This window comes from Ralstonia sp. RL (genome assembly GCF_001683835.1).
Classification (GTDB): domain Bacteria; phylum Pseudomonadota; class Gammaproteobacteria; order Burkholderiales; family Burkholderiaceae; genus Ralstonia; species Ralstonia mannitolilytica.
Genome location: NZ_LWRX01000056.1, coordinates 1 through 12592, shown reverse-complemented (window position 1 = coordinate 12592; position 12592 = coordinate 1). Strand labels below are relative to the sequence as shown.

Sequence of the window (12592 nt, the reverse complement as noted above, 5' to 3'; positions counted from 1 at the left end):
AGGCAACACGCGCGCGGCCTCAGTTGCGCGCCTCAACCGCGTGCACCGCATCCAGAATCACCTTTGCCACATCTTGCGGCCGCGACTGCTGCGGCACGTGGCTCGTCGGCAGTGTCGTCACCTTGGCGCCAATCTTCCTGGCCATGGCGCGTTCCAGATCCGGCTGGATCATACAGTCGTGCGCGCTGACGATGAACCACGACGGCTTGCTTTGCCATGCCGCCACCGTGGTGCGCTCGCCAAATGCCGTGGCCTTGATGGGACCTTGCGTCGCGGCCATCACGCGTGCCTGCGCGGCGGGCACATCCTGCGCAAAGTCGCTCGCCAGCTCCGCGGGGGGCAGTGACAGATAGCCGTTGGCGTCCGCGACGAGCTTGCCGATGCCCGGCGCGGGCGCGTAGTCCTTGCCCACCTCTTCCGTCGACTGGCCAGCGTCCGGCGCAAACGCCGCCACGTACACGAGGCCGGCCACCTTGCTGTCAGCACCGGCTTCGGTGATGACCGTGCCGCCCCATGAATGCCCCACCAGCACGGCCTTGCCCGGCTGGTTGCCGACGGCGCGGCGCGTGGCGGCCACGTCGTCGGCCAGCGAGTTCAGCCCGTTCTGCACCGCCTGCACCTTCACGCCCTTGGCCTGCAGCAGCGGGATCACCTTGGCCCAGTCGGATCCATCGGCAAGGCGCCGTGCACGATCACGACGGAAGGTGGATCGGCGTCGGCCACCGTGGCGGCCAGCAGGGGCGCACTGACGGCCATGCCAAGTGCCAGCACTGCGATGGAGACGGCCTTGAAGCGTCATCACGGCCGGCATGGCCGCCACGGCCATCACTGTCTGCGCGGCGGTGATGCCGGCCATGAGCGGCGCATCACCGTCCAGCGCGGCGCGCCATGATGTACGACGCAGAGGCGGTGGGCAGCGCCTTGAACAGTGCAGCCGGGGCAGCACCGGCTCAATGGTCAGAAAACGCGGCCTTCCTTCAGGTGCTGCGTTTCGCCATTGAGGTGGTAATCCCCCACCACCCGCGCCTTGTGCAGCAACGGGTTGTGGCTGAAGATCGTCCGCAGGTTGCGCCAGTGACGGTCAAGGTTGTGCGCGCGCGCCGTCATGGATGCACCGCCCGCTTCAAAGAGCTGCTGCGCGGCATGCAGCGCCAGCTTGCCGACAACCAGCTGCGTTTGCGCCGTGGCCAGCGCGCCTTCCAGCACCAGCGCGTCGGCGTTTTCCGCTTCATCGCGGATCGCGTCGGCGGATCGATCCAGCACGCGCGCGTTCTCGCGCACCAGGGCATCGATGGCATGGCCGTGTGCGGCAATGTCGCCCACCACCTGCTGGATGAAGTGGTCCTCCCGCGCGGACGGCGCCGGGCTGTGCAACACCGGCCGCCCATGGTTGACCACATACCGCCGCGCGTCGGCCGCCACATTGCGCACAATGCCTGCCGCCACGGCCACCAGATGCAACTGGCGCAGCGCACCGGTATGGCGTCCCACCAGCGAGCTGCTGACGCGCGAGGCCACCTCGTCTGCGCGCACCTGCACGTGCTCGAACACGATGCTGCCGCTGGCCGTCATGCGCTGGCCCATCCCGTCCCAGTCGTCGATCACCTTCACGCCCTCGCGCGTGACCGGAATGATGATCTGCACGTTTCCGCCTGCGTCATCGTTGACATTGAAGCGGCCGTAATCGGCGAACGCCGTGCCGGTGGTGTAGTACTTGCGGCCGCTGAGGCGGTAGTCGGCGCCGTCGCGCTGGAGGGTCGTGGTGACCTCCCCCGGGCGCGACGTGCCGCGCTCGGTTGAACCGCCGCCAAAGAGGGCGCCCTCCAGCAGCCGATCCAACTGCGTCCGGTGAAACGCATCGAGCGGCGACAGACGGATGACCTCGGTCAGGTCGTAATGAATGCGCAGCGCATGCGCGACGTTCGATTCGTGAGCGGCCAGCGTGCTGATCGTCTCGAACAGGTCGACGAGCGAGCCGCCCAGACCGCCCCACTCCACGGGAATGCGCAGCAAACCCAGGCCTGACGCGCGAAACTGCGCAAAAGCTTCGTACGGCAGCACGCGCCGCACTTCGCGTGCAGCGGCATCCGTCCCGATGCGCCGGGCCAGGGCGGGCAGCTCGGCAAGGGCTTCCTGCAGGCGGTCGGGGAGATGAAGATCGCGTGGCGTGTTCATAAGATCAGCACGATGAAAGCGGCGATGCAGCCGCGCGATTGGTCGGGCGACCGACAGGCCGCGCGAGGCCGAAATGCTCGCGCAGCGTGTGTCCGGCGTATTCGGTTCGAAACAGCCCGCGCTGCTGCAGGATGGGCACCACGCCATCGACGAAGTCCTGCAGCCCGCCCGGCAAGGCGTCGGGCATGAGATTGAAGCCGTCGGCCGCGCCGTGGCGGAACCAGTGCTCGATGTCGTCGGCGATCTGCTCGGGCGTGCCCACCAGCACGCGATGCCCGCCACCGCCGGCCAGTTCGCGAATCAGTTCGCGTACCGTCAATTGCTGGCTGCGCGCCAATGCCAGTGTGGCGTTGAAAAACGTGTGATTGCCATTGCCGTTGTTGGGCAACGGCAAATCGTCCGGCAGGCGTGCGTCGAGTTGCAGGCGCTCGACCGGCACACCGAGCGTGCCGGCCAGCCGCGTGAGGCTGTAATCCCATGGGATCAGGTCGACCAATGCATCACGCCGCGCGCGGGCCTGCGCCTGCGTGGCACCGATGATGGTGGTCAAACCGGGCAACACACGAATCGCCTCCGGCCCTCGCCCCAAAGCCCGAGCGCGTGCCTTGAGTCCGCGCGCATAGGCCAGCGCTTCTTCAAAGCCTTGCGATGCGGAGAACACGGCCTCCGCGTGGCGCGCAGCCAGCTCGCGGCCATCGGCCGAACCGCCCGCCTGCACAAGCACCGGACAGCCCTGCGGAGAACGCGGCAGGTTCAAGGGGCCCTGCACACGAAAGAACTCGCCACGATGGGCGATGGGATGCACCTTCCGTACATCGACAAAGCTGCCGCCGGCCTTGTCGCCAACAAAGGCATCGTCTTCCCAACTGTTCCAGAGATCCTTGACGACGCTCGTGAATTCATCGGCGCGGGCATAGCGCTCGGTGTGGTCGGGCACGGTGTCCCGGCCGAAATTGCGTGCCGACGGCAGATCGGCGGTGGTGACCACGTTCCAGCCCGCGCGGCCGCCGCTCACATGGTCGAGCGTGGCAAAGCGCCGGGCGATGTTGAAAGGCTCGTTGTAGCTGGTCGATGCCGTGCCGATCAGGCCGATGTGCGTGGTGGCCGCTGCGATGCTGGCCAGCAGCACGGTAGGTTCCAGCGCGGTAATCGGCCTGAAGTGGATCTGATCGACGATGGCGGCGTTGTCTGCCAGGAACACGGCATCGAACTTGGCCGCCTCGGCAATCCGCGCCACCTTCACGTAGTGCTGCACGTCGGCAAAGGCGTACGGATCGCTCTCGGCCAGTCTCCAGGCCGACGGTACAAAGCCGGAGTGCAGGATGTTGACGTTCAGGTGCAATTGACGCGGTGCCTGCGTGTCGCTCACGGGAGACCTCGGCGCTTGGACAAGCGCTCACCATACCGGCCATTCCGTGTCGCTCCAACGAAGCAATCGTTGCTTCGATATGCGGATTCACGGCGGTGAACATGCTGCGAATTTGCTACTTCGGTTTTGTTCGTGGACCAGCACTGCACGCCGCTTCTAGACTGGGCCACGTCTTCACCACACACGAGCCACCCCATGAAACGACGCCCTTTCTTTTACGCCCTCCTGGCCGCTGCAACTGCCCTGACGCTGGGCGCCGGCTCCGTGCTGGCGGCAGACAAACCGATCAAGGTCGGTGTGCGCGGCGGTGTTGATGAAGAAATCTGGGAGGTCGTCACTCGCGTGGCCGAAAAGCAGGGCCTGAAGGTCCAGCCCATCGTCATCACCGGCACCGCAAGCCCCAACGAGGCGCTCAACAACGGTGATCTCGACGCCAATGCGTTCCAGCACATCCCTTTCCTGCGCGACCAGATCAAGCAGCGCGGCTACAAGCTGGTGACGGTAGGCAACACGCTCATCTCGCCCATCGCCTTCTACTCGCGCAAATACAAATCGCTCCAAGCCCTGCCGGTGGGCGCCCGCGTCGGCCTGCCCAACGACCCGAGCAACCAGACGCGTGCGCTCGTCATCCTGCGCGATCATGGCCTGATCAAACTGCGCGACGGCTTCGATCCCTTTACCGGCACGGCCACGCTGGCCGACGTGACGGCCAACCCGAAGAAGCTGGAGTGGGTGGAGAGTGCATCGGTGGTGCTTTCGCGCTCGCTGCCCGACGTCGACACGGCGGCCATCGTCAACACCTTTGCCTACCAGGCCGGATTGATTGCCACGCGTGACGGCATCGCGGTGGAGAAGAAGGAACGCAATCCGTACGTCAACGTGATCGTGGTCCGGGAACAGGACAAGAGCGCGCCGTGGGTGGTGCCGCTGGTGAAGGCGTATCAGTCTGAAGAAGTGCGACAGTTCATCCTGAGCAAATACCAGGGCTCGGTCATCCCGGCGTTCTGAGGCAGCCGATCATGCCCCCGCTCGCGCCGCACCTCACTGCATTGCCGAACACGGCAGCCCCGGCCATGCCGCACATTGCGTTCGAACGCATCAGCAAGACCTATCCCGGCGCCAGCACGCTCGCGCTCGACAGCATTTCGTTCACTATCGCGCGCGGCGAGGTGTTCGGCATCATCGGCCGCAGCGGCGCGGGGAAATCCACGCTGCTGCGCACGGTCAACATGCTGGAACGCCCCGACGCGGGCACGATCCGCATCGACGACATCGATGTCGGCCGCCTTGACGAAGACGGCCTGGTCGCGCTCCGCCGGCGCGTCGGCATGATCTTCCAGCACTTCAACCTGTTGTCGGCCAAGACCGTTTTCGAGAACGTTGCGCTGCCGCTTCGTGTGGCGGGTGTGCCGCGCGAAGCCATCGGGCCGCGTGTTATGGAGCTACTCGATCTGGTCGGCCTGTCCGAAAAGGCCGGCGTGTATCCGGCGAAGCTCTCCGGTGGGCAAAAGCAGCGCGTCGGCATTGCCCGCGCGCTGGTGCATCGCCCGGAGATACTGTTGTGCGACGAAGCGACGTCTGCGCTGGACCCTGAAACCACCGAACAGATTCTCCTGCTGCTTGGCGACATCAACCGGCGCCTGGGGCTGACCGTCGTGCTGGTCACGCATGACATGGCGGTGATCCGCGACGCCTGCGATCGCGTCCTGGTGCTCGATCAAGGCCGCATTGCCGAGCACGGCACGGTCGATCAGGTGTTCGCCGATCCGCATGCAGACGCCACGCTGGCACTGCTGCGTCCGCTGCGCCAACGCTCTGGCATGACGCCCACCAAACCTGTTGTCCTCTTGGCCGATCCGCCGGGTCGCGCTTACGCCCATGCTTGAAAAATACCTGCGCGCATTCGGCGAAACGCTCTTGATGGTCAGCAGCGCATGCCTGGTGGTATTCGTCGTCGGCCTGGCGTTGGCCATCGTGCTCACCACGTCGGCGCCGGGCGGCTTGCGGCCCCGGCCGCGCCTGCACCGCGTGCTGTCGGTACTGGTCAATACGTTCCGCTCGATCCCTTTCATCATCCTGCTGGTGGCGATGCTGCCCGTCACCCGGCTCATTGTCGGCACGACCATGGGCACGTGGGCGGCCGTGGTGCCGTTGAGCGCCCATCTGATTCCGTTCTTTGCGCGTGTATCGCAGGTAGGCCTGAACGAGGTCGATCGCGGCCTGGTGGAGGCCGCGCGCGCCATGGGCTGCCGCCGCTGGCACATCGTGCGGCACGTGCTGCTGCCCGAGGCGCTGCCCGCGCTCATCGGCGGCGCCACCGTGACGGTCATCGCCATGATCGGCGCTTCGGCCATGGCAGGTGCGGTGGGCGCCGGCGGGCTGGGCGATCTTGCTATCCGCTACGGTTATGAGCGTTACGAAACCGCCGTCATGTTCAACGTCATCGCCATCCTCATCGTGCTGGTGACGGCCGTGCAGCTGGGCGGCGAGCGGCTGGCGCGCCAGTTCGATCACCGCCACTGACGGCGCCCACCGAGGCCTGCCGATACCGTCAGTTGTGGCAGACCAGCCCATCCTGCAACCGGCTCACCTCGAAGGCAATGTCGCCGGCGCGCTGTGTGCGGGCGCGGGCCAGCGCACCGCCGGTCTTCCAGACGCGCACTGCACGGTCCACATAGTTGGCAGACACGGCATCGCGGGTGCGCAGGGCGATCTGCGCCGCAGTGTTGTCCGGGGCGATGTCGTCTTCCAGCGTGCGGTAGAAGCGCCATTCCGGCAATTGCACCAGCCGTGCCAGCGCTTGCGCATCGTCTGCCAACGCCTGGCACTCGCCCGAAAGGAATCCCCAGATGGCACGGACCGCCGACGGATACTGCCGGGGAATGGCGCCATCACGCGCAGCCAATCCGCTGGCATACGGACTGCCCTGTGCAACGCAGACCGTGCGTGCGCGCAGATCGGCGGCGAAGCGATACGGAGTGTTGCGCAGCACCACCAGCGCGCCCTGCCCGCCGGTATACGCCGTGGGCACAGGCTGCCACGCAGCAGGCGCCGGTTGGCTGCCGGCGACGACCAGGTCGATATGCGCGTCGTGAGGCACTAGGCCGTCTGCCGGCAGGTTGACCAGCCGCAATTGCAATTGCAGGTGCTGCGCCAGCGTGGCTGCGAATTCGGCATCAAAGTGATCGGGCTCCATCGGTGCGGTCACCCCGGGCGGCGCCGGCCGCGCATAGGCGCGCACTGCCACGACCAACTCACCATTACGTTGCGCATCGCGCAGCACCGGGCCCAGCGGCAATGCGGCCCAGTCCGGCTCCGCTTGACGCTGTGCCAGCCAGGCCTGCATCGGCAAGGGCAAGCGCTCGGGCCAATGCGGAACGTGGGGCATCAGCGCCGGCGCACCGAACCAGGCCAGCGCGCCTGTCGCTGCAATGCCCAGCGCAACGAGCCAGGGCCTGCGCAGGCGCCATGCCTGCGCAATCGGCGCGGTCAGGATTGGCACGCGCCATGTGGGCGCACGCTCAGGCATTGAGCGTCAGGCCCTTGCGCCAGCGGGTCAGGCGCCGCTCGATCGATGCCAGGATGGTGTTCAGCACCAGCCCCAGCACGGCCAGCAGAAGAATGCCCGCATACATCGTCGGGATCTGGAACACCTCCTGCGAATTCAGCGTCAGGAAGCCCAGCCCGGAATGCGCACCGATCATCTCCGCTGCCACCAACGCCGTCACGCAATACGTACCGGCCAGGCGGATGCCGGTGAAGATCGACGGCGTGGCCGCCGGCAACACCACCTTGCGGAACACGAACAGGTTCGACGCGCCCATGGAGCGCGCCGAGTGGATCAGCAACTTGTCGACCTGCCGCACCCCGCCGATCGTGCTCAGCAGCACCGGCCAGAACGACGCCCAGAAGATGATGGCCACCTTGGACAGCTCGCCGATCCCCAGAAAGAGGATGAACACCGGAAACAGCGCAAATGCGGAGGTCTGCCGAAACAGCTGGAGGATGGGATCGACAATCGCCTCGAAGCGCGTGAACCAGCCCATCAGCAAGCCCAGCGTCACACCCAGCGCGATGGCCAGCAGCAGACCCCACAAGGAACGCTGCAGACTCGCGGCCACGTGCTTGAGCAGCGCCCCGCTATGCGCGAGCTGCCAGATCGCCTCGGCCACTTGCGACGGCGGGCTCAGGTAGGCATCGCTCACGATGCCCAGGCGCGGCACCAGCTCCCATAGCAGCAAAAATCCTACGATGCCGGCCACCCCCCATGCGTGATCGCCAAGACGGACGGTCAACTTGCGCGTGCTCATCGTGCGGCCTCCGCAACGGCAATCTGGCCACGGACATCGTGCCCTGCGGCGTGCAGCACGGCTTCACCTTCCGCGCGCTCGCGCGGATCGGCAGTGGCGCCCAGCGGCCGGGGCGCGGCGCCCGGGTTGGCAAACTGCACTTCGTCCTTAAGGATGTCCCACGCCTGCTGGCGCAGCGCGACGAACGCCTCTGAATTGCGCAGTTCCGGCAGGCGCGGGCGCGGCAACGGCACCTCGAGGATCTGCTTGACGGTACCGGGCCGGCGCGTCATCACGGCGATGCGGTCCGACAAAAATATGGCCTCATCCAGGCTGTGCGTGATGAAGACGATGGTCTTGCGGTACTGCTCCCAGATGCGCAGCAGTTCGCCCTGCAGGATCTCGCGCGTTTGCGCGTCGAGCGCGGCAAACGGTTCGTCCATCAGCAGTACATCAGGCTTGTAGGCCAGCGAGCGCGCGATCGCCACACGCTGCTTCATGCCGCCCGAAATCTCGTGCGGATAGCGGGCACCCGCGCCCGTCAGGCCCACCAGCTCCAGATGCTCCTGCGCGATGCGGCGGCGTTCCGCCTTGGGCACGCCACGAATCTCCAGACCGACTTCGATGTTCTCCAGCACCGTGCGCCACGGAAACAGCGCGTAGCCCTGGAACACCACGCCTTGCTGCGGGTTGATGCCCGTGAGGGGCTGGCCGTCGATACGGATACTGCCGCCGGTGCGGTCGGTGAGCCCCGCCAGGATGCTGAGAAACGTCGACTTGCCGCACCCGGACGGCCCCAACACCGAAAGAAACTCGCCGTCGCGAATGTCCAGGTCGAAGTCTCGCAAAACGGCCACGTCTTCCCGTTGCCCTGCATCGTTGCGTACGCTGTAATCCATGCGCACACCGCGCGCCACGATCTTGCTGCTCATCGTCGTGTCCTTCAGGCCTTGACGTACGGGTTGAACTCGTTGGTGTAGATATCGCGCGCGGCCACCTTGCCCTTCGCAAGCTTTCCCTCGCGTTCGAGCACGTCGATGTAGTACTGAATGGGCGGCTCGGTGATCACCAGGTCCTCTACATACGCATAGCGATCGACAAACTGCAGATCGAGCTTGATGCGCTGCGAGACCAGCTTGCGTGCATCCTCCGGGTTGGCGTTGACCCAGTTGCCCGCCTTGGCCAGCGCCGTCACCACGTCGCGCACTGCTTCGGGCTGTTCCCGGATGAACTTGCCGTGCGCGCTGTACGGCGCCATGCCGCCCAGGCCGCCGTCGAGGTCGTAGTCGCTCCACAGGCGCACGAGGTTTTGCGCATGATCGGCGCGGCCCGAGAATGGCGCATGGATGATCGCCAGATCGGTGTTGCCTGTGGCCAGTGTCTGCTCGGCCTGGTCATCGGGAATCACAACGAAATTGATCTTGTTGACGTCCACACCCTTCTGCCGCAGGAACGTCTTGGTCACAAACTCGGCGCACGCGCCAAAACTGTTGAAACCGACCGTCTTGCCTTCCAGGTCTTTCGGCTGGCGAATCCCGGAATCCTTGCGCACGAAGTACTTCATGTGGGGCGCTTCTTCCAGCGTCTTGCCGCCGGCGGCCACCACCTTGATATCGGCGCCGCTGGCATAGGCCGAGATGACCAGGGGCACCATGCGCGAGCCGAAGTCGATCTCGCCCGTACCGACCAGCGGAATGATCTGCGGCGCCGCCACCTTGCCGATGTAATTCGGCCGCGTGTTGGTGCCGTCGAAGTAGCCAAGCTGGTCGGCCAGGTAGATCAGGTCGAACGCCGGGTTGTCCGGATATTTGAAACTCACCTTGTCACCGGCTTTCTTGATGACGGCCGGGCCACTGCCCGCCTTGGCGTTCTGCTGACCATCGCTGCGCGAACATGCTGTCAGGCCCAGGCCGGTGCTGCCCAATGCGGCCAGCGTTGCAAGGTGTTTCAACGCCCGGCGGCGCGACGTGAGAGAGAAGGCATTGGATGACATCAGGCGTTCCGCAAAGGTGGAGTGTCTGCAAGCGCCCACAGCATGGGCGCAGCCTAGTATTGGATAGGCCATCCCGCACGACAACGAAGCTTTTCGCGCATCCATATCGGTTGCGCGCTGCGCCCGACATCCCGGCCCGGGCCACGGGTTTTCCTCTAATGCCGGCGGCCCTCAAGCTCCCTACAATGACGAGTCATATAGATGAATAGTTGACCACTTTCGATACCCATGCCCGCCGATCTCCGCCTGCCCCGCTATCAGCAATTGCGCGACGATCTGGCCGCGCAGATCGCCCAGCAGCACTGGCGCCCGGGCGACGCCATCCCCACCGAGGCCGAGCTGGCCAAGACGTACAACGTGGCGGTCGGCACGGTCCGCAAAGCCGTCGATGTGTTGGTGGCGGAGGGCCTGCTCGAACGCTTCCAGGGCCGGGGCACCTTCGTGCGGCGCGCCAGCTTTGCCAGCTCCTTGTTCCGGTTCTTCCGCTTCCAGAGTGAAAGCGGCGAGCGGCGCATTCCTGAGAGCCGCATCCTCAAGCGCGATGTGCTGGATGCGCCGTCTGCCCCCGCTGCGGGCCTGCAGATTGAAACGGGCGCCCCCGTCATTCGCCTGACCCGACTGCGTCTGCTGGATGGCGCGCCCATGCTGGCCGAAGAAATCTGGCTGCCGTACGACCGCTTTGCACCGCTCGCCACGTTGGAACTCGAGGCGTTTGGCGACCTGCTGTATCCGCTGTACGAATCGCACTGCGGGCAGATCATTGCCAGCGCTGAGGAAACGCTCACCGCCGAGGCCGTCAACGCAACGTATGCGCGGCTGTTGCGCATCCAGGCCGGCGATCCGGTGATGGTCATTGAACGCGTTGCGCGGGGCTACGACCGGGTGCCGCTCGAATGGCGGCGCTCGCGCGGCGCGGCGGCGCACTTCCGCTACCACGTCGATATCCGGTAGCGCCGCATACCCTGCAACCCAATCCGACAAAAACACACACAGGAGACAACATCATGCAGGCCAACTCACCGACCGCGCCGCCGCTGCTGGACGTGCGCGGCGTCACGCTGCAGTACAAGACACGCCAGCATCTGGTGACGGCCACCTACCGCGTCGACTTCCAGGTCTATCCCGGCGAGCGCTACATCCTGCTCGGGCCGTCGGGCTGCGGTAAATCGACATTGCTCAAGGCCATCGGTGGCTACCTCACGCCCACCGAGGGCGAGATCCGCCTGAAGGGGCAACCCGTGACCAAGCCCGGGCCGGATCGCATGATGGTGTTCCAGGAGTTCGACCAGCTCCTGCCGTGGAAGACGGTGAAAGAGAACGTGCTGTTCCCGCTGCTCTCCACCGGCAAGCTGGGTGCGCGTGAAGCCGAAGAGCGCGCGCTGCACTACATCAACAAGGTCAACCTCACCAAGTTTGCCGACCATCACCCGCACATGCTGTCAGGCGGGATGAAGCAACGCGTGGCCATTGCGCGCGGCATGGCGATGGAGCCCGACGTGCTGCTGATGGACGAGCCGTTCGCCGCGCTGGACGCGCTCACGCGCCGCAAGATGCAGGACGAGCTGCTGCAGCTGTGGGACGAAACGCGCTTCACCGTGCTGTTCGTCACGCACTCGATTCCGGAGGCGATCCGCTGCGGCAGCCGCATCCTGATCCTGTCGCCGCATCCGGGCCAGGTCCGCGCAGAGCTGCCGAGCCTTGCGCGCGGCGATGATGACCCGGAGCGCTTCAAAGCGCTCGAAGCCGAGATCCACGACATGCTGTTCGCCCGCGCAGTGGAGGAAACCCATGCAGACTGAAACGCTTTCCATGCCAGCCGCCACCGACATCAGCAACCGCGCGCCCGTCTACAGCACGCCCGTGGCGTTCGAGCGCATCGGCGTGGTGGAAAAACCGCTGTCCATTGCCGAGCGTTTGTACGAACAGGCATGGCTGCGCAAGCTCGTCATCCTCGTCGTGCTCGCACTCGTGTGGGAAGGCGGTGCGCGCTGGCTCGACAACCCGCTTCTGCTGCCGACCTTCTCTGACACCGTGCAGGCTTTGTGGGCTGGGTTAGCGAGCGGCACGCTGTTCGCGCGCATCGGCACGTCGATGCAAACGCTGCTGGCAGGCTACGCGCTCGGCTTGGCGTTGTCCTGCGCCCTGGTCGTGCTCGGCATCAGCAACCGGCTCGGGCAGGACTTCCTGGAAACGCTCACCGCCATGTTCAACCCGCTGCCGGCCATTGCGTTGCTGCCGATCGCACTCGTGTGGTTCGGCCTCGGCAACGGCAGCCTGATTTTCGTGATCGTGCATTCGGTGGTGTGGGCGGTGTCGCTCAACACGCATGCCGGTTTCCTGTCGGTATCGAACACGCTGCGCATGGTGGGCCGCAACTACGGGCTCTCCGGCATGGGATACCTGACCAAGATCCTGATCCCGGCCGCGTTCCCCTCCATCCTCACCGGCCTGAAGATCGGCTGGGCCTTCGCATGGCGCACGTTGATCGCCTCCGAACTGGTGTTTGGCGTCAGCTCCGGCCAGGGCGGCCTGGGCTGGTACATCTACGAGAACAAGAACCAGTTGCAGATTCCGGAAGTCTTTGCCGGCCTGCTGACGGTGATCATCATCGGCCTGCTGGTAGAGAACCTAGTATTCCGCACGCTCGAAGCCCGCACCGTCAAACGCTGGGGCATGCAGAACTGAACATGGGCGCAACGCCAGCGCCCAGACGGTGTGGCCGTACCCTGCCCTAGATGGCGCCTTGGATTTTTGTCGCGGGGAGGA

The 12592-nt window shown here is 65.5% G+C and carries 12 protein-coding genes and 1 pseudogene; 6 read left to right on the top strand and 7 right to left on the bottom strand.

The window, feature by feature from the left end; all coding sequences use genetic code 11:
- Nucleotides 1-19: 19 nt before the first annotated feature.
- The 3 genes and pseudogenes from A6M56_RS05295 to A6M56_RS05285 all read right to left on the bottom strand — a co-directional run bounded on the left by A6M56_RS05295 (nucleotide 20) and on the right by A6M56_RS05285 (nucleotide 3544).
- Nucleotides 20-756 (bottom strand): annotated as a pseudogene (locus A6M56_RS05295) (alpha/beta fold hydrolase).
- A gap of 201 nt (nucleotides 757-957) precedes the next feature.
- Nucleotides 958-2175 carry an acyl-CoA dehydrogenase family protein gene (locus A6M56_RS05290; protein WP_102079060.1) on the bottom strand — a complete coding sequence of 406 codons (1218 nt, stop codon included), beginning with the start codon at nucleotides 2173-2175 and terminating at the stop codon, nucleotides 958-960.
- 4 nt (nucleotides 2176-2179) lie between these two features.
- Nucleotides 2180-3544, bottom strand: a complete 1365-nt coding sequence (locus A6M56_RS05285) for an LLM class flavin-dependent oxidoreductase (RefSeq protein ID WP_102079061.1) — start codon at nucleotides 3542-3544, stop codon at nucleotides 2180-2182.
- Between the two features lie 195 nt (nucleotides 3545-3739).
- Between A6M56_RS05285 and A6M56_RS05280 the strand changes: the two genes are divergently transcribed.
- From A6M56_RS05280 to A6M56_RS05270, 3 genes are read left to right on the top strand one after another with little or no spacing between them, the layout of a single operon-like run.
- The gene (locus A6M56_RS05280) at nucleotides 3740-4552 is read left to right on the top strand and encodes a MetQ/NlpA family ABC transporter substrate-binding protein (RefSeq protein WP_102079062.1); all 813 of its coding nucleotides are present in this window, start codon (nucleotides 3740-3742) and stop codon (nucleotides 4550-4552) included.
- 11 nt (nucleotides 4553-4563) lie between these two features.
- On the top strand, nucleotides 4564-5430 hold the full coding sequence (locus A6M56_RS05275) for a methionine ABC transporter ATP-binding protein (RefSeq protein WP_082076363.1): 867 nt from the start codon (nucleotides 4564-4566) through the stop codon (nucleotides 5428-5430).
- On the top strand, nucleotides 5423-6067 hold the full coding sequence (locus A6M56_RS05270) for a methionine ABC transporter permease (RefSeq protein ID WP_045219594.1): 645 nt from the start codon (nucleotides 5423-5425) through the stop codon (nucleotides 6065-6067). Before A6M56_RS05275 ends, A6M56_RS05270 begins: the two co-directional genes overlap by 8 nt.
- A gap of 28 nt (nucleotides 6068-6095) precedes the next feature.
- On the opposite strand, the gene A6M56_RS05265 is transcribed toward A6M56_RS05270, so the two are convergent.
- From A6M56_RS05265 to A6M56_RS05250, 4 genes are read right to left on the bottom strand one after another with little or no spacing between them, the layout of a single operon-like run.
- Nucleotides 6096-7046, bottom strand: a complete 951-nt coding sequence (locus A6M56_RS05265) for a transporter substrate-binding domain-containing protein (RefSeq protein WP_145997134.1) — start codon at nucleotides 7044-7046, stop codon at nucleotides 6096-6098.
- A 19-nt stretch (nucleotides 7047-7065) separates the two neighbouring features.
- Complete coding sequence (locus A6M56_RS05260; RefSeq protein ID WP_045219592.1) at nucleotides 7066-7854, bottom strand: ABC transporter permease; 789 nt, start codon at nucleotides 7852-7854, stop codon at nucleotides 7066-7068.
- Nucleotides 7851-8765 (bottom strand): ABC transporter ATP-binding protein, encoded by a 915-nt coding sequence (locus A6M56_RS05255; RefSeq protein WP_045219590.1) that lies wholly within the window; start codon nucleotides 8763-8765, stop codon nucleotides 7851-7853. Before A6M56_RS05255 ends, A6M56_RS05260 begins: the two co-directional genes overlap by 4 nt.
- Before the next feature lie 11 nt (nucleotides 8766-8776).
- On the bottom strand, nucleotides 8777-9826 hold the full coding sequence (locus A6M56_RS05250) for an ABC transporter substrate-binding protein (RefSeq protein ID WP_082062915.1): 1050 nt from the start codon (nucleotides 9824-9826) through the stop codon (nucleotides 8777-8779).
- Nucleotides 9827-10054: 228 nt separating this feature from the next.
- Between A6M56_RS05250 and A6M56_RS05245 the strand changes: the two genes are divergently transcribed.
- The 3 genes from A6M56_RS05245 to A6M56_RS05235 are packed head-to-tail and all read left to right on the top strand — an operon-like array spanning nucleotide 10055 to nucleotide 12511.
- Nucleotides 10055-10777, top strand: a complete 723-nt coding sequence (locus tag A6M56_RS05245) for a GntR family transcriptional regulator (protein WP_027679354.1) — start codon at nucleotides 10055-10057, stop codon at nucleotides 10775-10777.
- A gap of 53 nt (nucleotides 10778-10830) precedes the next feature.
- Nucleotides 10831-11625 (top strand): ABC transporter ATP-binding protein, encoded by a 795-nt coding sequence (locus A6M56_RS05240; RefSeq protein WP_012430126.1) that lies wholly within the window; start codon nucleotides 10831-10833, stop codon nucleotides 11623-11625.
- The gene (locus A6M56_RS05235; protein ID WP_027679355.1) at nucleotides 11615-12511 is read left to right on the top strand and encodes an ABC transporter permease; all 897 of its coding nucleotides are present in this window, start codon (nucleotides 11615-11617) and stop codon (nucleotides 12509-12511) included. The genes A6M56_RS05240 and A6M56_RS05235 overlap by 11 nt, the downstream gene beginning before the upstream one ends.
- Nucleotides 12512-12592: the final 81 nt, after the last annotated feature.

Bases quoted from the DNA above. Each gene is read 5' to 3' on its own strand.
- A6M56_RS05290 (WP_102079060.1), bottom strand. From the start codon at position 2,175: ATGAACACGCCACGCGATCTTCATCTCCCCGACCGCCTGCAGGAAGCC.
- A6M56_RS05280 (WP_102079062.1), top strand. From the start codon at position 3,740: ATGAAACGACGCCCTTTCTTTTACGCCCTCCTGGCCGCTGCAACTGCC.
- A6M56_RS05275 (WP_082076363.1), top strand. From the start codon at position 4,564: ATGCCCCCGCTCGCGCCGCACCTCACTGCATTGCCGAACACGGCAGCC.
- A6M56_RS05270 (WP_045219594.1), top strand. From the start codon at position 5,423: ATGCTTGAAAAATACCTGCGCGCATTCGGCGAAACGCTCTTGATGGTC.
- A6M56_RS05260 (WP_045219592.1), bottom strand. From the start codon at position 7,854: ATGAGCACGCGCAAGTTGACCGTCCGTCTTGGCGATCACGCATGGGGG.
- A6M56_RS05255 (WP_045219590.1), bottom strand. From the start codon at position 8,765: ATGAGCAGCAAGATCGTGGCGCGCGGTGTGCGCATGGATTACAGCGTA.
- A6M56_RS05250 (WP_082062915.1), bottom strand. From the start codon at position 9,826: ATGTCATCCAATGCCTTCTCTCTCACGTCGCGCCGCCGGGCGTTGAAA.
- A6M56_RS05245 (WP_027679354.1), top strand. From the start codon at position 10,055: ATGCCCGCCGATCTCCGCCTGCCCCGCTATCAGCAATTGCGCGACGAT.
- A6M56_RS05240 (WP_012430126.1), top strand. From the start codon at position 10,831: ATGCAGGCCAACTCACCGACCGCGCCGCCGCTGCTGGACGTGCGCGGC.
- A6M56_RS05235 (WP_027679355.1), top strand. From the start codon at position 11,615: ATGCAGACTGAAACGCTTTCCATGCCAGCCGCCACCGACATCAGCAAC.